This is a genomic window from Myxococcales bacterium (assembly GCA_016717005.1).
In the GTDB taxonomy this organism is placed as follows: domain Bacteria; phylum Myxococcota_A; class Polyangia; order Haliangiales; family Haliangiaceae; genus UBA2376.
Genome location: JADJUF010000036.1, coordinates 90,508 through 113,052 on the forward strand (window position 1 = coordinate 90,508; position 22,545 = coordinate 113,052).

The 22,545-nt window shown below is 74.0% G+C and carries 21 protein-coding genes; 6 read left to right on the forward strand and 15 right to left on the reverse strand.

Annotation, left to right across the window (positions count from 1 at the left end):
* Positions 1-41: 41 nt before the first annotated feature.
* Positions 42-623: a lysophospholipid acyltransferase family protein gene (locus IPL61_23530; GenBank protein ID MBK9034196.1), complete on the forward strand. Its 582-nt coding sequence runs from the start codon at positions 42-44 to the stop codon at positions 621-623.
* 395 nt (positions 624-1,018) lie between these two features.
* A complete protein-coding gene (locus tag IPL61_23535) occupies positions 1,019-2,524 on the forward strand; it encodes a serine/threonine-protein kinase PknK (protein ID MBK9034197.1) in 1,506 nt (501 codons plus the stop codon).
* A gap of 30 nt (positions 2,525-2,554) precedes the next feature.
* Here IPL61_23535 and IPL61_23540 read toward each other — a convergent pair whose 3' ends face one another.
* Genes IPL61_23540 through IPL61_23555 form a run of 4 tightly spaced genes read right to left on the reverse strand, consistent with a single transcriptional unit; the run spans position 2,555 to position 7,011 of the window.
* On the reverse strand, positions 2,555-3,355 hold the full coding sequence (locus IPL61_23540) for a hypothetical protein (protein ID MBK9034198.1): 801 nt from the start codon (positions 3,353-3,355) through the stop codon (positions 2,555-2,557).
* Positions 3,356-3,401: 46 nt separating this feature from the next.
* Positions 3,402-4,463 (reverse strand): nicotinamidase, encoded by a 1,062-nt coding sequence (locus tag IPL61_23545; protein ID MBK9034199.1) that lies wholly within the window; start codon positions 4,461-4,463, stop codon positions 3,402-3,404.
* Between the two features lie 8 nt (positions 4,464-4,471).
* Positions 4,472-6,163, reverse strand: a complete 1,692-nt coding sequence (locus IPL61_23550; protein ID MBK9034200.1) for a hypothetical protein — start codon at positions 6,161-6,163, stop codon at positions 4,472-4,474.
* Entirely contained in the window at positions 6,160-7,011 is an 852-nt protein-coding gene (locus tag IPL61_23555; protein ID MBK9034201.1) for a protein phosphatase 2C domain-containing protein, read from the reverse strand. The genes IPL61_23550 and IPL61_23555 overlap by 4 nt, the downstream gene beginning before the upstream one ends.
* 120 nt (positions 7,012-7,131) lie before the next feature.
* Between IPL61_23555 and IPL61_23560 the strand changes: the two genes are divergently transcribed.
* Positions 7,132-7,305, forward strand: a complete 174-nt coding sequence (locus tag IPL61_23560) for a hypothetical protein (protein ID MBK9034202.1) — start codon at positions 7,132-7,134, stop codon at positions 7,303-7,305.
* Between the two features lie 15 nt (positions 7,306-7,320).
* Positions 7,321-7,881, forward strand: coding sequence for an NUDIX domain-containing protein (locus IPL61_23565; GenBank protein MBK9034203.1), 561 nt, complete (start codon positions 7,321-7,323; stop codon positions 7,879-7,881).
* Positions 7,882-8,078: 197 nt separating this feature from the next.
* On the opposite strand, the gene htpG is transcribed toward IPL61_23565, so the two are convergent.
* The 8 genes from htpG to moaB form a co-directional block, all read right to left on the reverse strand.
* On the reverse strand, positions 8,079-9,965 hold the full coding sequence (gene htpG, locus IPL61_23570) for a molecular chaperone HtpG (GenBank protein ID MBK9034204.1): 1,887 nt from the start codon (positions 9,963-9,965) through the stop codon (positions 8,079-8,081).
* A gap of 81 nt (positions 9,966-10,046) precedes the next feature.
* Positions 10,047-10,595, reverse strand: coding sequence for a hypothetical protein (locus tag IPL61_23575; GenBank protein ID MBK9034205.1), 549 nt, complete (start codon positions 10,593-10,595; stop codon positions 10,047-10,049).
* Positions 10,596-10,828: 233 nt separating this feature from the next.
* Complete coding sequence (gene pdxH / locus IPL61_23580) at positions 10,829-11,470, reverse strand: pyridoxamine 5'-phosphate oxidase (GenBank protein MBK9034206.1); 642 nt, start codon at positions 11,468-11,470, stop codon at positions 10,829-10,831.
* A 2-nt stretch (positions 11,471-11,472) separates the two neighbouring features.
* Positions 11,473-11,916, reverse strand: a complete 444-nt coding sequence (locus IPL61_23585) for a hypothetical protein (protein MBK9034207.1) — start codon at positions 11,914-11,916, stop codon at positions 11,473-11,475.
* Positions 11,917-11,968: 52 nt separating this feature from the next.
* Positions 11,969-13,531 (reverse strand): peptide chain release factor-like protein, encoded by a 1,563-nt coding sequence (locus IPL61_23590; GenBank protein ID MBK9034208.1) that lies wholly within the window; start codon positions 13,529-13,531, stop codon positions 11,969-11,971.
* Between the two features lie 110 nt (positions 13,532-13,641).
* Positions 13,642-14,724, reverse strand: a complete 1,083-nt coding sequence (locus tag IPL61_23595; GenBank protein ID MBK9034209.1) for a hypothetical protein — start codon at positions 14,722-14,724, stop codon at positions 13,642-13,644.
* 233 nt (positions 14,725-14,957) lie between these two features.
* Complete coding sequence (locus IPL61_23600) at positions 14,958-15,290, reverse strand: hypothetical protein (GenBank protein ID MBK9034210.1); 333 nt, start codon at positions 15,288-15,290, stop codon at positions 14,958-14,960.
* Positions 15,291-15,695: 405 nt separating this feature from the next.
* Positions 15,696-16,235 carry a molybdenum cofactor biosynthesis protein B gene (moaB, locus tag IPL61_23605; GenBank protein MBK9034211.1) on the reverse strand — a complete coding sequence of 180 codons (540 nt, stop codon included), beginning with the start codon at positions 16,233-16,235 and terminating at the stop codon, positions 15,696-15,698.
* 106 nt (positions 16,236-16,341) lie between these two features.
* Between moaB and IPL61_23610 the strand changes: the two genes are divergently transcribed.
* Together IPL61_23610 and IPL61_23615 are read left to right on the forward strand one after the other, a co-directional pair.
* Complete coding sequence (locus tag IPL61_23610) at positions 16,342-16,593, forward strand: hypothetical protein (GenBank protein MBK9034212.1); 252 nt, start codon at positions 16,342-16,344, stop codon at positions 16,591-16,593.
* A 211-nt stretch (positions 16,594-16,804) separates the two neighbouring features.
* The gene (locus tag IPL61_23615; protein MBK9034213.1) at positions 16,805-17,782 is read left to right on the forward strand and encodes a glycosyl hydrolase; all 978 of its coding nucleotides are present in this window, start codon (positions 16,805-16,807) and stop codon (positions 17,780-17,782) included.
* Positions 17,783-17,810: 28 nt separating this feature from the next.
* Here IPL61_23615 and IPL61_23620 read toward each other — a convergent pair whose 3' ends face one another.
* From IPL61_23620 to IPL61_23630, 3 genes are all read right to left on the reverse strand, one after another.
* On the reverse strand, positions 17,811-18,791 hold the full coding sequence (locus IPL61_23620) for a hypothetical protein (protein ID MBK9034214.1): 981 nt from the start codon (positions 18,789-18,791) through the stop codon (positions 17,811-17,813).
* A gap of 148 nt (positions 18,792-18,939) precedes the next feature.
* Positions 18,940-19,785 (reverse strand): hypothetical protein, encoded by an 846-nt coding sequence (locus IPL61_23625; GenBank protein MBK9034215.1) that lies wholly within the window; start codon positions 19,783-19,785, stop codon positions 18,940-18,942.
* A gap of 1 nt (position 19,786) precedes the next feature.
* Positions 19,787-22,318, reverse strand: a complete 2,532-nt coding sequence (locus IPL61_23630) for a leucine--tRNA ligase (GenBank protein ID MBK9034216.1) — start codon at positions 22,316-22,318, stop codon at positions 19,787-19,789.
* Positions 22,319-22,545: the final 227 nt, after the last annotated feature.

Sequence of the window (22,545 nt, forward strand, 5' to 3'; positions counted from 1 at the left end):
GGGTCTGTCGCCCGCGGCGAGGCGATGGCACACTGCCGCCGATGAAGGCGAAAGACATCGCGACGCGCCTGCTCCGGCTGGCGGGCTGGGAGATCGAGGGCGAGGTGCCGCGGGTCGCGAAGTGCGTGGCGCTGGGCGTGCCGCACACCAGCAACTGGGACGGCGTGCTGATGATCGCGATGGCCGTCGCCGGTGACATCGACATGTCGTTCATGATCAAGGACGACTGGCTGCGCGGCCCGCTGGGTCCGCTCATGCGCAGGCTCGGCGCGATCGGCATCGATCGCACCAAGGCCAACAACGTGGTCCAGGGGATGATCGACGAGCTGCGCCGCCGTGACCGGCTGTGGCTGGTGATCCCGCCCGAGGGCACGCGCGGCCACACCGACTACTGGAAGTCGGGCTTCTATCACATCGCGCTGGGCGCCGGCGTCCCGATCCTGCCGGGCTACATGGACTACAAGCGCAAGCGCATGGGCATCGGCGCGCCCATCGAGCTGACCGGCGACATCGGCCTCGACATGGATCGGATCCGCGCGTTCTACGCCGCCAAGGCCCCGACCGGCCACGTCCCCGCCGACTTCGGCCCGATCCGGCTGCGCGACGAGCCCACGATCAACTGAGTTCCAGAGGGTTCGTCGCCGAACCCTCCCCCGTCGGGGGCAAGCCCCGACAGGGCCCCCACCCGAGGCGCGAGACTCCCGGCGCGCGGACCGGTGCTCGACCGAAAAACTACAAGCTCTGATTCTGAGCTCCCGAGAGTTCGTGGCCGAACACCCACGACGCGAGACGCCCGGCGCGTGGACCAGGCCGGGGCACGCCACGGTCGGCGCGCTCGACCGGGCCAGCCCACCGACGACCACCCACGACGCGAGACGCTCGCCGCGTGGACCGGCGCTCGACCGAAAAGTTGAAGCGCTGCGTGTCCGGGCCGGCCGGTCGCCAGGCCGCCGGTCGTCGCCCCGCCACGACATCGCGATCCCCGCCGGCCCGGAGTTGGGCTACCGTCGGGGCGGGGATGATGGCAGACGAAGAGCGTCCGGCCCGCAGTCGCTACGAGCACCGCGGACACCTCGGCAGCGGCAGCTTCGGCACCGTCGACCGCGTCTACGACCGCAGCCGCGGTCGCGAGGTGGCGCTCAAGCGCCTGCACGGCACCGACGGCGCCGCGATCTACCGGTTCAAGCGCGAGTTCCGCTCGCTGGTCGGCCTGGCGCACCCCAACCTCGTCGACCTCTACGAGCTGGACTGCGTCGACGACGAGTGGCTGTTCACGATGGAGCTGATCGACGGCGTGCGCTTCGACCAGTGGGTGCGGCCCGATCCCGAGGCGCCGCTCGACCGCGCCCGCGCACTCGACGCGTTCGGGCAGCTCGCCGACGCGGTGCTGGCGCTGCACCACCTCGGCAAGCTCCACCGCGACCTCAAGCCGTCGAACGTCCTCGTCGACGTCGCCGGCCGGGTCGTGCTGCTCGACTTCGGGCTGGTGTCCGATCCCGACACGCCCGAGCCGCCCGCGACGCGACCGGTGGGCACCGCGGCGTACATGTCGCCGGAGCAGGGCGCCCGGATGCCGTTGACGCCGGCCAGCGACTGGTACGCCGTCGGGGTCATGCTGTACGAGGCGCTCACCGCCCAGCGCCCGTTCCACGGCCGGGCCGACGAGGTGCTGCTGCGCAAGGTCACCGAGCCGGCGCTGCCGCCGCGCCACCTCGTCCCGACCGTGCCTGCTGATCTCGATCGGCTGTGCGTCCGGCTGATCGATCGCGATCCCGACCAGCGCCCGGGCGGTGAGGAGGTGCTGGCCGCGCTCGGACGGGCGCCCTCGGCGGCGACCCGGAAGTATGCAAGTCCCGCGACGCCCCGCGTGGGTCTGTGTCGCGATCTCGCCCGCTTCTGCGACCTGCTCCGCCAGGCGTTCGTCGACAGCCGCGACCACGCGGTCGTGTCGGTCGTGCTCGGCCCGGCCGGCTCCGGCAAGACCAGGCTGCTCGAGTCGTTCCTGGCCGAGGTCCGCGCGAGCCACGCGCCGCTGGTGGTGGGCGGTCGGGTCACGCCCGGCGACCGCACGCCGTTCCCGGTGCTCGACGCCGCCGTCGATCAGATCGGCAACTTCGTGCTCACCTTGCCCCCGCTCGAACTGGCGGCGGTCGTCGGCGACGTGCTGGAGATGCTGCCGATGTTCCCGGCGCTGGCGCGCTTGCCGCTGCTCGAGCGCCTGACGCCGCTGACCGCGACCGAGCTCGATCCCGACCAGCTCGAGCAGCGCGCGTTCACCGCGCTGGCGCGCCTGAGCGGGCGCCTGGCGGCCCACCGGCCGGTGATCGGCTGGGTCGACGACGCCCACGCGACGATCGGGCGCGGCTTCCAGATCCTCGACGCGCTGCTCGGTCCGGGCCACCACGTCCACCTGATCTACCTGCACCGCAGCGAGGTCACCGACACCCCGGTGCTGCGGGCGCTGCGCGACCTGCCCGACGGCGCCGACGTGCGCTGGCTCGAGCTGCCCGCCGCGCCCGCGTGAGCTCCGCGGCGGCGGCGCCGCCCGGGCACGTCAATTCCCGAAGCCGCCGGCCCAGGCGCCGGCCGAGACCGCCGCCGCCGACTGCGAGAACACCTGGAACGCCTTGCGGATCTCACCGGTGGTGTTGCCCGGCGTCAGGATCCACCGATCGACGATGCCCATGTCGCGGAACACCTTCTTGAAGTCGGTGGTGCCGTCGCTGATGCCCATCGCCGCGACGACGTGGTTCTCCTGCGCGACCATGTCGGCGACCAGCGCGCGCACCTCCTTGGCGGTGGCGCGCGTCGAGCCGTAGTCGCCGCCGTCGGTGATGAGCAAGGTCACGGTGCGCACCGGGACGCCAGCGGCGGCCAGCTCGGCGCTCTTGGCGATCACCGTGCCGAGCAGCACGATCGTCTGGTCGTAGAGCGGCGTCCCCAGGTGCGGATCGTAGTTGGCGGCGTCCATCGCGACCGCGTCGTCGAGGCCGACGTACGGGTACAGGATCGTGCCGTTGAGGTAGCGCGTGTGGACGAACACGTCGCCGGCCTGGCGCGAGCGCTTGAGCGCCTCGATCACCAGGTTGTGGCCGTCGCGCACCGCCGCGGTGTTGCCGGCGGCCGAGATCGACTGCGAGTCGTCGGGCATCATCGTCACCAGCACGACCTCGCTGGCGGCGACGTCGTCGACCGCGATGCCGAGCCCGGCCTGGATCTGCGCGCCCAGGTCGACCACGTCGAGCGCGGCGGCCGAGGCCGCGGACAGCGCGCCCTGCTTGCGGGCGTCGTCGAGGAGGCGCTGGGCGGTGCCCTTGGGCCGGTTGGTGTTGTCGTCGTCGTTGCGGTTGGACATGAGGAGCTCCTTCAGAGGTGAGCGGGGTGAACGGGCGGCGCGCCGGTCAGGCCAGGCCCGGCCACGCGGCCAGCGGGTCGGTCGAGCGCACCAGGTGCATGCCGGCGTCGGCGAAGCGCTGCAGCGCGTCGGTCGCGGCGCTGGTGAAGTCGACGGCGCAGCCGCCCTTGCCGTCGGGCACGGTCACCGCCGACATGCAGTCGGTGAGCAGGTAGACCTTGCGCGCGAGGGCCGGATCGATCGTCACGATCTCCGTCAGCAGGTCGTCGATCGTGCTCTTGACGCAGTGGCTGGCGGCCTGGCCGCCGATGACCACGGCGTCGGCGCCGAGCAGGGTCTTGACGAAGCTGGTGTTGCGCTGCGCCAGCGGCGCGCCGTCGAACCGCGCCAGCACCTCGGGCCGGAGCACCGAGTAGTTCTCGGTCAGCGGGTTGCCGCCCTTGACCTCGACCCACGACTGCGCGCCGCGGGCGAACGCGTGGAACAGCCGCGCGGCGTGGACCACGCCGGCCAGGGCGTGCCCGTCGGAGCCGAGCAGGCAGTGCGGCGGCCACAGGTACAGCTGGTACTTGCCGGCGCGCTCGAGCTCCTCGCAGTAGAACCGCACCTGCTTGGTCAGCCAGGCGTAGTTGCCGCCGCACAGCCACTTGGCCATCGCCGGGTTGGGCCGCACGTCGCCCTTGGCGAGATCGTCGGACGTGACCACGCGGTGCGCGGTCAGGGGCGCGTCGTCGCGGTCGAGCCAGAACGACGGCGAGAAGATCTGGAACGCGAAGTGGGTGTCCATGGTCGTGGTCACGTCGGTGATCGCGCCCAGGTTGCGGTAGACGAACTCGGCGATCCGGCGTGAGTCGTCGACGGCGCCGGTGCCGCTCTGGCCGGCGACGTAGAGCGAGCCCTCGGGGAAGCAGAAGTCCTTCTGCACGTCGATCAAGAGCAGGTGCACGCGGCGCTCGTCCGACGCGGCCGGGCGCAGCCCGTGGGCGCGGCGCCAGTCGGCGGCGGCGGTCGCGAGCGCGGTCTCGTCGGGGCGGTAGCCCCAGCGGCCGGCGTCGGCGGGCTGGTAGTGGGACGGCAGCGGCAAGGTCGGGACGGTGCGAGTGGCCATGACTCCTCCTAGCCCGCGGTGCGGGCGGTGAACGTGAGCGCGACGGCCGGCGCCGGGCCGGTCGGCAGGGACAGGGGCGCGCCGGCCTTGCGGATGGCGAGGCCGTCGCGGGTGACGAACAGGTCGTCGGTGACCGCGCACAGCGGCGCGGTGTCGACGAAGCGCCGGGTGACGCGGACCTCGCCCGCCTCGGCCTCGACCCGGACGACGCCGGCGTCGGTCGGCACGAACAGGTACGGCCCGGCCGCGCACGCGCCGGCCAGGCCCGGCATCCAGTCGGCGTCGGCGACCGGCGCCTCGGCCACGCCGACCACCGCGCCCGCGCGCACGCACGCGATCAGGTAGCGCTCGCGGGCGCCGTCGGCCTCGCGCCACCACAGCCACGCGCGGTCGTCGGCCAGCGCGCAGCCGTGGTCGACGACCCGGCCGCGCAGGGCCGGCAGCCGGGCGCGATCGTCGAGGCCGCGGCGCCCCGGCGCGAACGTGAACGCCACCGCGAAGCCGCCGGCCCGCCAGTAGCCGGCGCCGAGCTGGGCGCCGACCCACGCGTGCGAGACGCCCGGGACGATCTGGCCGATGACCTCGGGGCCGTGGGCCCCGGCCCGCATCAGCGCCGCGCCCGCGCGCCAGACCGCGGGTGCGCCCGGCTCGGCCGCGGTCGTGATCGGCCAGGTCGCCCGCGCCAGCGTGTGCGGATCGATCGCGCGGGCGCTGATCGCGCGCGTGATCGCGACCAGCGGCGCCGCGTGCAGACAGGTCGGGCACCGGCCGCGGCCGTGGTCGAGGGCGCAGCGCGGGCACCGCGTGAGCGTCAGCTCGTCGAGCAGGCCGCGGGGGCACGGGCCGCGGCCGCCGCCGTCGAACACCTGCCGGAAGTAGCGGGTCAGTCCGTCGGGGAGGCCGGCCAGGGGCGCCGCCGACCGCGGGTAGATCACGTCGGGGCCGAACACGCTGGGGCCGCGCAGCGGCCGCGCAGCCGGGGCCACGCGCGCGGCCGCGTCGGCCGGCTGGTGGACGCCGCCGAACGGCCCGACCCACGCCAGGGCCCGGAACAGCATGACCGCGTACGCGAACCAGTCGCTGGCGCGGTCGTGGGGTGCGGTGAGCGCCGGCGCCGACGCGGATCGATCGCACAGGCGCGGGTCGACGTAGCGATCGGTGAACATCGCGCACCGCCACGGCCCGTACTGGAGGCTGTCGGCGTCGATCAGGTGGCAGCGCGGGCCGTCGACCAGCACGTTGCCGTCGTTGAAGTCGCCGATCACCACGCCGGCGGCGTGAGCGGCCGTGACCGAGGCGTGGAGGTCGACGAACGCCGCCACCAGCGCCGCCAGGTCGACCGCCGCGCCGCGCCGGTGCTTGGGCTCGCCCAGCGTGAACATCGGCGCGCCCGCGACCTTGGGCATGACGTAGCCGACCACCGCGCGCCCGCGGCCGGCGCGGGCCAGCGCGGTCGGCGCCACGAACGCCGCCGGCAGCCCGCGCGGGAACGCCCCGAGCTTGGCCTCGACCTCGGCCAGGCGCGCGGCCACCGCGGCCTCGCGCGCCGGGTCGCCGGCGACGTCGGGGTGATCGACGCGCTTGTAGAGCTTGAGCGCGCGGCCGTCGCCGAGGTCGTAGACGTCGGCCTCGCCGCCCTGGCCGAGCACGGCCAGGCGGGCGACGTCGACCCGCGCGCCGTCGACGACGACCGTGGTCACGCCCGGCTCCAGCGCACGATCACCGCGGTGGTGTCGTCGTCGAGGTAGGCCGCGCGCCGGGACGTGCGGTGCGCCTCCCAGTCGATCTCGAGCCCGTCGTCGGCCAGCAGGCGCAGGCGTCGCTCGAGCGCGAACGGGTTCTTGTAGATCGCCTCGATCCCGGCCAGCTCATCGAGCGTCGGCGCGGCGGCGCGGCCATCCCGGGGCGCGACCAGCGGCACCGCGCCGTCGGTGGCCAGCACCAGCCGGTCGATCTCGGCGCGGCCCCGGACCCAGGTCGCGAGCGTGCGCGGCGGCCCGAACCAGGCCTCGGTCAGGTACGGCGGCGCGTTGTCCTCGAACGGGCCCAGGACGTGGACCACGTCGCCGAGCGCGACCACGCCGTCGCCGAGCGCCGCGACCGCGACCTGGTCGTCGGTGATCGCCGCCACCAGCGACGTGAACAGGAGGTGCTCGCGCGTGACCTCGGCCAGGTCGCCGCCCATGGCCGCGGCCACCACCGCCAGCCGGTCGAGCACGGTCGCCGCCATGGCCTGGAAGTCGCCGGCGGCGATCGGACCGCCGTCGCGCAAGCGCTCGGCCACGATCTGGGTCCACAACCGCGCGCCGATCGTCGCGCCGATCTCGCTGCGGCTGCCGCTGCCGCAGCCGTCGCAGACCGCGATCGCGACGCCGCCGGCGGTGCGCAGCACCCGGGCCGCGTCCTGGTTGGGGCGACCGATCCGCCGGTGGACCCAGCCGGCCACGCTGCCCGCGGCGATCTCGAGGTCGCCACCCACGGCGGCCTCGGGGGCTCGGGCGATGCGGCTCGGCACGGCTTCATCGGGGACGGTCGTGATCGTGTTCATGTGACACTAAGATGGTGTCCAATGGACACGATGTCAAGCCCGGCCGCGACGATCAGCCGCCGGTCACCGCCAACCCCGCGCGCGCACGGGGCGCGCGGCGCGGGTGTACGCTCGTCAGTGATGACGCTGCGGGTCGCGCTCGACGGGCTGGGCGATGCCGGCGGGCTGCACGCCCGGGCCCGGTTCCGCGCCCGGGCGCCGGTGCCCGCGGGGCGTGCCCGACGTCGCGTCGCAGGAGCCGTGCGCATCTGTACGTCGGCCAGCGCGTCGCCTGCGACGACGCGCGGCGACTGACCCCGGAGGAGTGCCATGAACCCGATCCGCGACAAGTTCTGCTCCGCCTGCGGCACCGCGTACGCACCGCCGCTCGCCTACCCGCGCCTGTGCGCCAACCCCGCCTGCCGGATGATGGTGTGGGCCAACCCGATCCCGGTCGCGGTCACGCTGGTGCCGGTGGTCCACGGCGCCCGCACGGGCCTGCTGGTCGTGCGCCGCGGCATCGAGCCCCGGCGCGGCCTGCTGGCGCTGGTCGGCGGCTTCGTCGAGGATCACGAGCGCTGGCAGACCGCCGCCGCGCGCGAGGTCCGCGAGGAGGTCCACGTCGAGATCGACGCCGACTCCGTGACGTTGCGCGACGCGGTCTCGACCGAGCCGCGGCCCAACCGGATCTTGCTGTTCGCGACCTGCGCGCGGGTCGACGCCGCCACGTTCCCGCCGTTCGCCGCCAACACCGAGTCGATGAGCCGCGGGGTGATCTTCGGCCCCGACGGCCTCGACGACGCGTTCGCGTTCCCGCTCCACGCGGCGGCCGCCCGCCGCTGGTTCGCCGAGCGCGGCGCCACCGGGAGCCTCGATCATCTCGAGCTCTGACCCCACGGCCGCCGGCGCCCCGCCGCGACCCGATGGCGTCGCCCGGTTCGAGCGCCACGACCGCGGCACGCACGGCACCGCGCCGATCTGCGCGCGGTGGCAGGCCGTCGACGGCTCGCCCCTGCCCGCCGGCGCCGCCAAGACCCGGCCGCGGCTGCGGCCGGATCGCTAGCGCGGCTCGGACCGCGCGCTCAGAATCAGACCGCGCGCAGCATCAGCTCGGCGACGGCCTGGTTGTAGGCCTCGGGCTCGGGCAGCTCGCCGGTGTCGGCCAGGTGGGCCTGGCCCAGGAGCACGCGGGCGCACCAGGCGATCCGCGGATCGTCGGCGCGCTCGAGGTGCACGACCCGCAGCTTGCCGATCAGCGGGTGGTCGCCGTTGACCTCGAGCACCGGCTTGACCTTGGGCACCGCGTGGCCGAGCTGCGCCATCATCCGCTGCATGCGTGGGGTCATGTCGTCGGCGTCGGCCACCAGGCAGGAGGCCGAGGAGGTCAGCCGGGTCGACAGCCGCACGTCCTTGACGTCCTCCTGGATCCCGGCGCGCAGCGCGGTCAAGAGCTCGCCCAGCTCGGCCTTGCGCTCATCGAGCTTGGCCGCCTCCTGCTTGCGCTCGTCCTCGGAGCCCAGCGCGATGTCGCCGCGGCCGATCGACACCAGCGCCTTGTCGCCGAACTTCGGCGCCTGCTCGAGCCACAGCTCGTCGATCGGATCGCTGAACAGCAGCACCTCGTAGCCGGCGCGGGCAAACCGCTCGAGCAGCGGCGAGCGCGCGACCGCCTCCTTCGACGGACCGGTCAGGTAGTAGATCGCGTCCTGCCCGTCCTTCATGCGCGCCACGTAGTCGCCGAACGAGACCAGCCCGTCGGCCTCCTTGGTCGACGCGGTCACGATCAGGTCGAGCAGCTTGTCCTTGTCGGGCGTGTCCCACCCGGCCAGGCCCTCCTTGAGCACCGGCCCGAACGAGGTCCAGAACGTGCGGTAGTCGTCGGGCTTGTCGCGCTTCATCTCGTCGAGCGCGCCCAGCACCTTCTTGACCAGCTGCTTGCGGATCAGCTGGATCTGCCGGTCCTTCTGCAGGATCTCGCGCGACACGTTCAGCGACAGATCGTGGGCGTCGACGACGCCGCGCACGAACCGGAGGTGCGTGGGCAGGAGCTCCTTGCACTCGTCCATCACGAACACGCGCTTGACGTAGAGCTGCAGGCCCCGCTTCATCTCGGGGTTGTAGAGATCGAACGGCGCCTTGCTCGGCAGGTACATGAGCGCGTAGGCCTCGAACGTCCCCTCCATGCGCACCGGGATCGACCGCAGCGGATCGGTCCAGTCGTGGGACACGTGCCGGTAGAAGTCCTTGTACTCCTCCTCGGTCACCTCGGCCTTGGGCCGATCCCAGATGGCCTTGCGCGAGTTGAGCGGCTCGCCGTCGCCGTCGGCGCCGGCCAGGCGGATCGGGTACGCGACGAAGTCCGAGTAGCGCTTGATGATCGTGCCCAGCATCGACGCGGCGGTGTAGTCGTGCAGGCCGTGCTCGGGGTCGGCCGGCTTGAGGGTCAGGGTGATCGTCGTGCCGGCCTCGGGCCGCTCGGCGTCCTCGATCGTGTAGGTGCCGTCGCCGGACGACTGCCACCGGGTCGCGGCGTCGGTGCCGGCCTTCCGGGTCACGAGCGTGATCTGATCGGCGACCATGAACGCCGAGTAGAAGCCGACGCCGAACTGGCCGATCAGCCCGGGCGCGTCGGTGGCCTGCGCGGCGGCGAGCTGGGCCAGGAACTCCTTGGTGCCCGAGCGCGCGATCGTGCCGATGTTCTTGACCACCTCGTCGCGGGTCATGCCGATGCCGTTGTCGCTGATCGCCAGGGTCCGGGCGTCCGGGTCGACCGCCAGGCGGATCTGCAGCTCGCCGTCGTCGGCCAGCTCGGGCTGGGCCACCGCCTCGAACCGGCGCTTGTCGAGCGCGTCGGACGCGTTCGACACCAGCTCGCGCAGGAAGATGTCCTTGTCGGAGTACAGCGAGTGGACCATCAGGTCGAGGAGCTGCTTCACCTCGGCCTGGAACTCGTGGCGTTCGGCAGTCTGGATCATGGGCCACTGCGATAATTTCGCTGGGGCCCGGGCGCAAGGCCCCAGGGCGGTATTCCGGTGGCGAGGCGGCCCGGCGACGGATCAGAACGCCCCGACCACCCCGAGGCTCACCCCGCCCGGCGCCGCCGCGACCGTCGGCGTCCACGTGCGGGCCGGGCCCGGACGGCGCTCGCGCGCCAGGACCACCGCGTCGATCAAGACGGCCGCGCCGTAGCCGATCGCCGCGCCCGCGAGGGCGCCCCCGATGTGGCAGTTGCGTTCCTCGCCGCCGCCTTCGCACGGGAGGGTGCCGCCGATGAGGAGCCCACTCCACAACAACCCCTGCCGCAGCGCCAGGCTGGCGACCGCCCTGCCCGGGTTGCCGTGGAACGCATGGATCGCGGGCACGCCCAGGGCCCAGGCCCCGGCGCCGACCGTCACGACGGTGGTCGACCCGGTCACCGCGGCGACGCCCACCAGCGCGACCCCGGCGAACTCCCCGAGGACGATCTGGTAGCCGTAGCTGGCCGTGACGGTCGGCGCCGACTCGGCCGGCGGCGGCGGATCGGCCGGCGGCGGGTCGGCCGGCGGGTCGGCCTGAGCCGCGCTGGCGGCGACCAGGATGGCGAGCGTGGCGAGGGCGGTGCGCATGACCGCGGGTACTGCGACTCGCGCGCCAGCGGCGACGACTGCGAAATCGATTGCGCACCTCGCGCGATCGTCAGAGGTTCATCGCGGCGCCGCGCAGATCCGACCAGCACTGGTGAACCTCGCGCGCGACCGTCGTCACGTCGCGACGGTCCAGTGGTCGTGCCGCGCGCCCGCGACGAGTTCCGTGGTCGCCGCTCGTCGACGACACGCCCCGGGCGAAGCCGGCGCCGACCCTACGGCGCCAGGCGCGCGCGCGTCCAGCCGTCGGCGCCGAGGCGGTACTGCACGCGATCGTGCAGCCGCGACGGCTGGCCCTGCCAGAACTCGACCGCGTCGGGCAGCACGCGGTAGCCGCCCCAGTGCGCCGGCCGCGCCGGATCGGCCCCGGCCAGCTCGGCCTCGATCGCGTCGATCCGCGCCACCAGCGCCGCGCGCGACGGCAGCTCCTGCGACTGCGGCGACGCCGCCGCCGCGACCCGGCTGCCGCGCGGGCGCACGGCGAAGTACGCGTCGGACTCGGCCGAGGTGACCTGCTCCACCGCGCCCTCGATCCGGATCTGGCGATCGAGCGCCGGCCAGTAGAACACCAGCGCCGCCCGCGGCCGGGCGGCGAGCTCGGCGCCCTTGCGGCTGGCGTAGTTGGTGTAGAAGACGAAGCCGCGCGCGTCGAGCTCCTTGAGCAGCACGATCCGCGCGTCCGGACGGCCGTCGGCGTCGACGGTGGCCAGCGTCATCGCGTTGACCTTGTCGGGCGCGATCCGCTCGGCGTCGCCGAACCAGATCCGGAACAGCGCCAGCGGATCCTCGGGGCACCCGGCCGGGTCGAGGCCGTCGCCCTGGTACTGCGCGCCGTGGTGCCAGAGTCGTTCGGCCATGGCTACTTGTCGGCCATCGGCAGGAGCCCGATCAGCTCGTGGAAGGTGTCGTGGACGGTCGTGAACTTCTCCTCGAAGTTCGCGCCGTTGGTCGCCGTGCAGTCGTCCGCCAGCAACGTCCACGCGACCCGCAGCGCGGTGACGCGCCCGTCCCACTCGGTCGCCTCGACGTTCGCCGGCGCGCCGGCCTGCTCGACCTCCTCGAGCAGCTGGTCCATCGAGCCGGCGTCGCCGCACGTGCGCTCGGTGCGCTCGGGCCCGGCCGGCGCGTGCCACAGCGGCGACAGCTGTTCGTGGAACGCGGCCACCGCGGCCGGCATGGCGGGGTGGTCACCCTCGTGGGGCTGGGCGTGATCCATCGTGTCGACGTGCTCGACCGAGCCGGTCTTGGACTTGCCACCGCAGGCGGCGACGGCGACGAGGGCGACGAACGCGAGGCGCTTCATGGCGCTTGCTTCCCACGGGCCCGGGGGCCTGTCAAACCGGTGCGCCCGGGCGTCACCGCAGCGGGCGCAGCCCCCGCTGGGCGCGCTCCTGGTTGATCGTCCGCAGCACCTGGGGATCGCACGTCAGGAACCGCGCGACCGCGCCGCTGCCCAGCCCGACCCGCGCGCCGGTCGCGGCGACCTCGACGCCGCACGCGAACGCGACGTCGAGCAGCTCGGCGATCGCCGCCCAGAACTCGGCGGTCGCGCGGGTCTTCTCGCCCAGGCGCGCGGCCCCGCCGTCGAGCAGGGCCCGCAGGCGCGGGCTCGGCGCGTAGCTGGCCAGATCGAGCGGCGCGCGCAGCTCGAGCGCCAGGTGCCCGCGCAGCCGCCGCACCGCCTTGACGCGGTTGTCGTGCTGGGAGCGGCTGTCGTCGGCGTGGGCGATCACCCCGGTGGCGCGGTGCCGGACCCGGACCGCGCTCTCGGTCTTGTTGCGCTTCTGCCCGCCCGGGCCGCTGGCGCGGTAGCGATCGACCTCGCACGCGCGCACCAGCTCGTCGTCGCTGGCCAGGATCGCGGCGTCGCGCGCGCGGGCGTCGACCGCGGTCACGTGCGCCGCGGTCAATTGCGCTGGGCCGGCTCGGGCGGCGCGGTGCCCGGTCGCGTCGGCGGCCGGGCCTCCCCCGGCTCGACGTAGACGTCGACCCCGCCCTTGTCGCCGGCGCGGCCGACCTCGACCCGGGCGATGCCCTCGTTGGTCAGCGCGTTGATCAGGCGCTCGAGCTTGTCGTCGCGGTCGGACTTCATGCTCAGGCACAGCCGATCGAGCAGATCGAGCGGCATCCCGGGCGCGATCGCCGAGGTCCGCACGACCTGACCGCCGCGGACGCGCATCGCCACGGCGAAGCCCGGCGTCGGCGCGCCGCGGAACAGCTCGATCGTCTCCGGCGGCAGCGGCGCCCCGGCGAAGTGGACGAACGCGGTCTCGAGCGCGTCGACCTGCTCGTCGACGGTGGCGCCCGGGATCGCGAACTCGAACTCCGAGTAGGCGCGCTCGCCGATGGCCTGCGCGAACCGCTCGAGGCGCTCGACCTTGTGATCGGCCACCCACTGCTTGATCTTGAACTTGGCCTCGTGGGTGCCGAACAGCGGCTCGATCTTGTCCCACGGCTGCGGGTCGACGAAGTGCCAGCCGGTCGTGACCTTGCCGCCCCAGACGCCGACCCAGGGCCCGACGAGGCGCGGCTCGAGCTTCTCGCCGATCGTGTCGAGCGCGGCCGCGTCGCTGGGCGCGATGTTGCACAGCTTCAGGTAGTCGGCGAGCTTGGGCACCATGCCGGCCGGATCGCCCCAGGCGCCCCACCACAGGCGGCGCAGATCCGAGCCCAGCATGGCCAGGTAGCTGACCATGTGGCCCGCCGGCATCTCGGGCGGCGTCGGGAGATGCTCGAGGAAGCGGTCGAGGTGGATGTCCATCCACTCCTCGACGATCGGCAGGTTCGACAGCGTGATCTGCAGGTTCAGACGGATCGACAAGGCGCGATTGAGCGCGCTCTCGAGCGGATGGCTCATGGGTCCCCGGCAGGCAATGGGCCTGTCGACAGGATGCCACGCCCGGCGCGCGCCACGCCATCGCCGCGACCGGGTTCGACGACGACGCGGCCGCCCGCGCTCGTCCGGCCAGGTCGAGGCGCCGTCCGCGGCCCGGGCCGATGCGGAACCGCGGACGCCCAGCCCTGGCCGTCACTCGCGTGCGCCGGCGAAGGTCGCCGCCGCCGGCCGCGCGCCGTGACCGAGGTCGAGCTGCGCGGTCCACACGCCGTCCTCGATCGCCCCGGCGAAGCCATCGCTGGCGGCGGCGCGGACCAGGACCGCGGCGCCGGCGTCGAGCGCGATGGGCTCCACCGCCTGCGCCTCGACCCGCTCGCGGAGCTGCGCCACGGCCTCGTCGAGGGCGCCCTCGCAGATCGCGCGCAGGTCGCTGCGATGACCGACGCACACGCTGAGCACGCAGCGGTTGGCCACCGACGCCGCGAGCGCGTCGCAGCCCACCGCATCGCCGAGCAGGCCGCGCAGATCGCGGCCGTAGCGCGCGCGCATCGCGCCGTCGAACGCTGCCCACGCGATCCGTCCGTACGGCAAGCCGAAGCCGTGGTCGCCGAGCGTCAGCGTGGCGCGGTCGCCGTCGAGGGTCACCGCCGCGGCCACCGGCACGTCGAGGGCCGCGCCGACGCCGGCCAGCGGCGCCACGTCGAAGCGCATCGCGTGCCCCGCGACCTCGAGGCCCACGGTCTCGAGGCGGTGCCGGCTGGCCGCGCCGCGCACGGTCAGCGCCGACTCCAGCTCGATCGCGCCGATCGGCGCACGGCACACCCCGACCACGGCGTCGATCACCTGCGCCACGGTGCCGTCGCCGGTCGTGACGCTCTGGACGTAGCCGTCGATCCACCCGTCGAGGCGCGACGCCAGGACCGATGGCAGCGCGTCGCGGATGGTCGCGACCGCCGGCACGCCGGCGTCATCGGCCAGCGCGAACAGCGTCGCGGCCGGGTGGTCGCGCAGGCCCTCGAGGGTCTGCACCGCGCGGTCGGCGGTCGGCGGCAGGAGCGCGCCAGCCTCGACCACCAGCGTCGACTGCACGCGGTATGTCCCCGCGGTGCCGAGCGCCTGCGCGTCGGCCTCGATCACCTCGGCGGGGGCCATGTCGGCGCCGGTCGCCACCTCCGCGGCCTCGACCTCCGCCGGCTCCATCTCGGGCGCCGACTCGACGCACGCGGTGATCAGGCCGGCCAGGAACACCGTCGCGATTGAGGTTTCGATGCGCATGCCCCGCGTCAGTGCAGCGGTCGGGCCATGCGGCAACCAGCCGAGATCACGGCGACGTGAGGGTCTCGGCGTCCGGTCCTCGACACCCTCGATGCCCGACGGCTGACGGCCTTGCGCTGGAACCGACGGCGGCATGCGACCACATGCGCGTACCCGGCCGTGATCCGGGTGCCCCGCGATCGGCGCGCCGCGATCGGCGCCGGCGAGTTCGGGTCAGCGCTGCGCGCCGGCGCTCACGGCGCGCCGCAGGTCAGCCACTGGCCGAGCTGCGTGCGGGCCTCGTTGGTCATCGAGCCGTCCTGGGGCATCGACGACCGGAACACCGCGACGTCGATGATCTTGTTGGCGTTGGCCTGGACCCGGGCCTGGGTGTCGAGGGCCGGGCGCTCCCGGGTGGTGTGGCACTGCAGGCACTCGGCGTCGATCACCGCCGCGCCGAAGTTGGCGTAGGTCAGCGTCTGGGTCGGCGGGCACGCGATGTCGGCGTCGGTGATGCCGGTCGAGTCGTCGCACGCGCCGAGCGCGAGCGCGCCGAGGATCAGAGCCGAAACGAGCGGGTACTGCATGACGATCATTGCTCCGGGAGGTGGGGCGCGCGACGACCGGTCGCGCGCATGTCCCGTTGGTGGCCGCCGCCCGCGCCGACCTTCACGGCTGTGAGGTCCGCGTCAGGAGAAACTCGCCGCTGCGCGATCGAGCGCACACCCGCGGCGCCGCGCGCCCGGCCGAGGCAACCCCAGGCACGTGCGACGCGTCCTCGCGCTCGGCGCGAATCCGCCGCACCGACGCCGGCGACGCGTCCGCGCGCTCGGCGCGGATCCGCGGCAGCGACGCCGGCGACGCGTCCTCGTGCTCGCGCGGATCCGCGGCAGCGACGCCGGCGACGCGTCCTCGCGCTCGGCGCGGATCCGCGGCAGCGACGCCGGCGACGCGTCCTCGCGCTCGGCGCGGATCCGCGGCAGCGACGCCGGCTACGCGTCCTCGCGCTCGGCGCGGATCCGCGGCAGCAGCGTCACGAAGTTGCACGGTCGGTGGCGGGCGTCGAGCTGCGGGATCAAGATCTGCTCCATGCCCAGGCGCACGCCGCCGGTCGAGCCGGGCAACAGGAACACGAACGTGTCCCCGCACAGCGCGGCCTCGGCCCGGCTCTGGATGGTCGACGTGCCGATCTCGGCGAACGACAGCCACCGGAACAGCTCGCCGAAGCCGGGGATGACCTTGGTCACCAGCGGCGCCATCGCCTCGGGCGTCACGTCCCGGGGCGTGACGCCGGTGCCGCCGGTCGCGATCACGACGTCGACCCCCGGGTCGTCGATCCACGCCTGGAGCTGGCCGCCGATCGCCGCGCGGTTGTCCTTGACGATCACCCGCGCGGCCACGCGGTGCCCGGCCGCGGTCAGGAGCTCGGCGATCAGCCCGCCGCTGCCGTCGTTGGCCTCGGTCCGGGTGTCGGACACGGTCAGCACGCCGACGTTGACGGGGATGAACGGGCGCGAGGTGTCGATCGGCATGGCCGACACTGTACGCCCAACCCGCGGTCACGCCGCCGCGCGACTGCGGGCGAACCCCGCGCGGCGCCCACGCGCCGACGTGACCGCGATGATAATCTCCGCGACGATGAAGCTCCTCACGTCGCTCGCCCTGACCGTCAGCCTCGTCGCCGCCGCCTGTGGCGGCAAGGCCAAGCCCGCCGCCGATCCCACGCCGGCCGAACCCGCCACGCCGGCCGAGCCCGCCGCGCCCGCGATCGGGCCCGACGAGTGCTGCTGCCCCTTCGCCTCGGCCGAGGGCATGAACTTCAACGTCTCGCCCCGCGAGGCGTGCGAGTCGGCCGGCAGCGAGTGCGTCGACGCGTCGAGCTGCGAGTAGCCGGCGCGCGAAAATCGACCGGGCGCGGTGACCCGATCGGCCGGGCCCTGACCTCCATCGACGCATGACCCGTCGCTCGGCCGCCGCCCTGTTGTTCGCCGCGCTCCTCGCGAGCTGCGCTGATGATCCCACCACCGGCGACGCTCCCGACGCCGGCAGCGCCGACGACGACGCCGGCGGCCCCGACGGCGGCGGCCCGCCGCCGAGCGGCCTGGTGTTCAGCCCCTACAAGGACACCAGCATCCACCTCAACTGGAACACCAACGTCGCGTCGACCGAGGTGTCGGGCGCGCCGACGCCGCTGGTCGACGATCTGATCGCGCACGGCGGCCGGGCCGTGACCCTGGCCTTCGCCACCGGCGCCTGCGGCAGCGAGAGCTGGGGCGGCGTCCCCGGCGCCGCGATGGCCGCCGCCAACGTGCCCCGGTTGACCGCCGCCGGCATCGACTACGTGCTCGCGACCGGCGGCGCCGCGGGCGCGTTCACGTGCACCAGCGACGCCGACTTCGCGACGTTCATCGATCGCTGGGCGTCGCCGAACCTGCGCGGCGTCGATCTCGACATCGAGGCCGGGCAGTCCCAGGCGACGATCACCGAGCTGGCGCGCCGGATCGCTGGGGCCCACGCGCGCTACCCGACGCTGCGCTTCAGCCTGACGCTGGCCACCCTGGCCGCCAACGACGGCGCCGCCACCGCCCACAGCCTCGGCGCCGCGGCGCCCGACAGCTTCAACGTGCTGGGCGTGTGGACCATGGCCGCGGTGCGGGCCGAGCTGGGCTGGGACGGCACCGAGGCCACGTGGCCGAGCTACGTGACGATCAACCTCATGACCATGGACTACGGCGGGCCCAGCCCGGGCGTGTGCGTCGTCGCCGCCGGGCAGTGCGACATGGGCGCGTCGGCGCTGCAGGCCGCGTACAACCTGCACGATCACTGGCAGGTGCCGTGGTCGGCGACCGAGCTGACGCCGATGATCGGCGGCAACGACGTCCAGGGCGAGGTGTTCACGCTGGCCGACGCCGACGTCGTGACCGCGTTCGCGCGCAGCCAGGGCCTGGCCGGGGTGCACTACTGGTCGTACGACCGCGACGTCGACTGCCCGCCCGGCGCGGCGTCGCCGATCTGCAACTCGATGGGCGGCGCCGGCGCGCTCGGCTTCCACGCCCGGTTCGCCGCCGGGCTGCGCTGACGCGGCCCGACGCTCGACGCCGCGGCGCTCACTCGCCGAGCCAGCCACACACCGAGTCGGTCGTCGCGAGGCCGCTGAGGTCGGCGCTGGCCGAGCCGCACACGTGCGCGCCCTGGCACCATGGGCCGCCGGTCGCGCACGCGACCTCGCACCGGCCCGCGTCGGTCGGCGTCGCGGCGACGCAGCGCAGGCCCGGCTCGCAGTCGGCGTCACACCCGCACGGGTGGCGGCTGCCCTGCCCCAGCACGAACGTCGGCGCGCACGTCCCGGCCTGGCACGCGAAGCCCAGCGGGCACGCGACGGTCGCGCTGCACTCGGGCGCGAGGTCGCTGCAGGTGTCCCACAGCCCGTCGGGGATCGACGCGCAGGTGGCGCCGCCGCCGCAGTCGCGATCGACCTCGCACGGCCGCGCGCACGCGGTGAAGCCGCCGCCCAGCCCGACGCCGCCGAGGCAGCGCTCGCCCGCGGCCTCGTCGCAGTCGCAGTCCATGGCGCACGCGCCGGTGGTGCCGCACGGGCGCAGCGGCGCCGGCCCGATCGTCAGCGCGACCGTCGGCGGCGTCGGCGCGACGCCCTCGATCCGCCAGACGCCGACCGGCAGCACCAGCGGTACGATCAGCCGGCGGGTCTCGATCGGGCCGCCGGCCCCGCGGTCGGGCGCGAACACCATCGGCTGGATCGCGACCACGCCGGCGCCGCGGGTGACGACCGGCATGGCCGCCAGCTCGGCCGCGGCCGCCGGGTACTCGACGACGATCCGCACGGTCCGCGCGCTGGTGAACGGCCCGGGGTCGTCGTGGATGGCGATCGCCGTGGCCGGGCGCGCCGCCGGGCTCCAGGCCACGCACGCCTGCGCACCGTCGGGACCGCCGCCGTCCGCGTCGCCGCCGTCCGCGCTCACGGCGCCATCGCCCTGGGCGTCGCTCGCCCCGGCGTCGACCGCGCTGCCGCCGCCGCCGCACGCGCCCACCGCCAGCGCGCACGCGATCACCAGGGTGCGGCTCACCATGCCGCGACGGTACCACCGACGTCCGCGCCGCCGCGGACGATCCTCAGCGCGCCGCCAGGCCGAGGGCCTCGAGACCGCGCCGCACGCGCACGGCCGGGGACGGTCTGTCGGTCGCGCTGGCTGGACTGCGCGGGTGGCCGCCCGCGGCTCACGAGCACGGGCCGGGGACGGTCCGTCGGTCGCGGTAGCAGAACTGCGCGACGGCGGTCGCGGTGCCGTCCACACCCGCCCGCGCGCCGAACGTGACCGCGCACGGCGTGGTCGACGGCGGGACCCGCTGGTGCAGCTTGATCTGCGCGGCGTGGAACGCCTCGCCGGCGCGCAGGCCACCGGCGGCCTGGTGCGAGACCTCGTCGGCGGCGCCGTTGGCGCACGCGATCGTGACGTGCATCCAGGTGTCGGCGGGCTGATCGCGGTGGGCCTGCACGGTGTAGCGCAGCACCAGCTGCTCGCCGCTCAGGTACACGCCGTCGGGATCGGGCTCGACGTGCTCGATCTCGAGCGCGGGCACCGACCAGCCGCCGCCGGTGCCGTCGCCGTCGACCAGGTTGGGCGGGCACCGCCCCGGGGTCGGCGGCTGCCCCAGCCGCGCGCACACCTCGTACAGCGGCCGGGGCGCGCCGCGGTACCCGAGGTGCTCGGTGATCTGGAGGTCACACAGCGACGGCTTCGCCGGCAGCTCGGACAGCACGAACGGCGTGCTCACGTACCAGCCCGGGCGCTCGCCGCGCAGCTGCGGGCGGAACCTCGGGTACTCCGGCGCGTCGTCGACGAGGCGCAGCGCGCCGACCTGGCAGGCGGCGCGCACCTGGAGGTGGACCTCGTCGCCCTTGGCCGGCGGCGCGTAGCGGTAGCGCGCCTCCAGGTACCACTCGACCTTGCCGTGATCGTCGCGCGACCGCACCCGGACCTCGATGCCCGCGCGCGGGTCGGCGGTCCCGCCGCCGCCGCACGCGCACAGCGCGACCGCGATCCCGACCGCGGCGCGCGGCACCTCACACCACCAGGTTGACCAGGCGACCCTTGACGTAGACCTCGCGCTTGAGCGCCTTGCCGGCGATGAACTCGGCGACCTTGGGCTCGGCCTTGGCCGCGGCGAGGACGTCGGCCTCGGGGGCGTCGGCGGCGACGTCGACGGTGCCGCGCAGCTTGCCGCTGACCTGCACCGCGATCGTGATCGTGTCGCGCTTGAGCTTGGCCTCGTCGAACGCCGGCCACGACGCGAACGCCAGCGACTCGGCGTGGCCGAGCCGACGCCACAGCTCCTCGCCCAGGTGCGGCGCGAACGGCGCCAGGATCTTGACGAAGTCCTCGAACCACGCCCGCGGCACCGCCAGGGCCTTGGTGGCCTCGTTGACGAACACCATCATGTCGGAGATCGCGGTGTTCAGGCGCAGGCTGTCGACCGCCTCGGTCACGCGCTTGATGGCGGCGTGCAGCGCCCGCTCGACCTCGCGCAGCTCGGGGCCGCCGGTGCCGTCGATGAGCCGCGACGGCGCGCCCGACTCCTCGTCGCCGACCGCCAGGCGCCAGGTCCGATCGAGGAACCGGCGGCAGCCCGAGACGCCGTCGGTGGCCCACTCGGTGCCGTCCTCGAGCGGCCCCATGAACAGCTCGTAGAGGCGCAGCGCGTCCGCGCCGAACTCGTCGCACATGTCGTCGGGGTTGACGACGTTGTAGCGCGACTTCGACATCTTCTCGTTGCGGGTCTCGACCTCGCCGCCGCCGTCCTTGATCACCCAGCGGCCGCCGATCTGCTCGACCTCGTGGTCGTAGTAGTACTTGCCGCGGGCGTCCTTGAACGACGGCTTGTGGATCATGCCCTGGTGGACCAGGCGCGCGAACGGCTCCTTGGTGTGGACCAGGCCGCAGTCGTAGAGCACCTTGTGCCAGAACCGCGCGTAGAGCAGGTGCAGCGTCGCGTGCTCGCTGCCGCCGACGTAGAGGTCGACGTTCATCCAGTACTGCTCGGCCTCGGGCTCCCAGGCCACGTCGGCGGCGTGCGGCGACAGGAACCGCAGGTAGTACCAGCACGAGCCCGCCCACTGCGGCATCGTGTTGGTCTCGCGGATCGCCGGCGCGCCGGTCTCGGGGTCGGTCGTCTGCATCCACGCCTCGGCCCGGGCCAGCGGCGGCCGGCCGTCGGCGGTGGGCTTGTAGGCGTCGAGCTCGGGCAGCACCACCGGCAGCGCGCTCGCGGGCAGCACCTTGACGGTGCCGTCGGCCAGCTCGATGGTCGGGAACGGCTCGCCCCAGTAGCGCTGGCGCGAGAACAGCCAGTCGCGCAGGCGGTAGCGCACGCTCTGCTCGCCCTTGCCGCGCTCGGTCAGCCAGGCGATCACCGCGGTCTTCGCGCCCTCGATGTCCTGGCCGTCGAGGAACTCGCTGTTGACGTGCGCGCCGTCGCCGGTGTACGCGGCGGCGTCGACGTCGCCGCCCGTGACGACCTCGACGATCGGCAGCCCGAACTTCTTGGCGAACGCGTGATCGCGCTCGTCGTGGGCCGGGCACGCGAACACCGCGCCGGTGCCGTACGACGCCAGCACGTAGTCGGCGATCCAGATCGGGATGTGCTTGCCGTTGACCGGGTTCATCGCGTACGCGCCGGTGAAGACGCCGGTCTTGGGCGCGTCGGCGGCCTCGGCGGTGCGGTCGCGCTCGCTGCGCTTGCCGGCCGCGGCGCGGTACTCGTCGACCGCCGCGCGCTGGGCCGCGGTCGTGACCGCGTCGACCAGCGCGTGCTCGGGCGCCAGCACCGCGTAGGTGCCGCCGAACAGCGTGTCGGGCCGGGTCGTGAACACGGTGATCGTTGCGTCGGCGCCGACGACGTCGAAGTTCACGTTGGCGCCGATCGAGCGGCCGATCCACTCGCGCTGCATCGCCAGGGTGCCGGCCGGCCAGTCCAGCCCGTCGAGGTCGTCGATCAGCCGGTCGGCGTAGGCGGTGATGCGCAGCATCCACTGCTTCATCATCCGGCGCTCGACCGGATCACCGGTCTCGATGTAGACGCCGTCCTTGACCTCCTCGTTGGCCAGCACCGTGCCCAGCGCCGGGCAGAAGTTGACCGCGACCTCGGCCTGGTAGGCCAGGCCGCGCTCGAACAGCTTGAGGAAGATCCACTGGGTCCACTTGTAGTAGCTGGGCTCGCTGGTCGCGAGCTCGTGGTCCCAGTCGTACGACAGCCCCAGCCGCGACAGCTGCTGCTTGAACGTGGCGATGTTGCGCGTGGTGATCACGCGCGGGTGGATGTTCTCGCGCTCGGCCTGGCGCTCGGCCGGCAGGCCGAAGCTGTCCCAGCCCATCACCCGCAGCACGTTGAGGCCCATCATCCGCTTGGCGCGCGCGACCACGTCGGTCGCGGTGTAGCCTCGGGGCACGATGCGCAGCCCCGACCCGGACGGGTACGGGAACATGTCGAGCACGTAGTACTTGGGCTTGGTGCGGTCGGTCGGGGTCGCGAACGTGCGCTCGCGCTCCCAGTAGGCCTGCCAGTGCGCGTCGACGGTCTTGTGGTCGTAGGAAGCCATGACGATTCCTGCCGCGCTGCGGGCGTGGCGTGCGAGAGGGCGTGCGTGCGTGCGTGCGTGCGTGCGTGCGTGCGTGCGTGCGTGCGTGCGTGCGTGCGTGCGTGCGTGCGTGCGTGCGTGCGTGCGTGCGTGCGTGCGTGCGTGCGTGCGTGCGTGCGTGCGTGCGTGCGTGCGTGCGTGCGTGCGTGCGTGCGTGCGTGCGTGCGTGCGGCGGCGGGGCGGCGGGG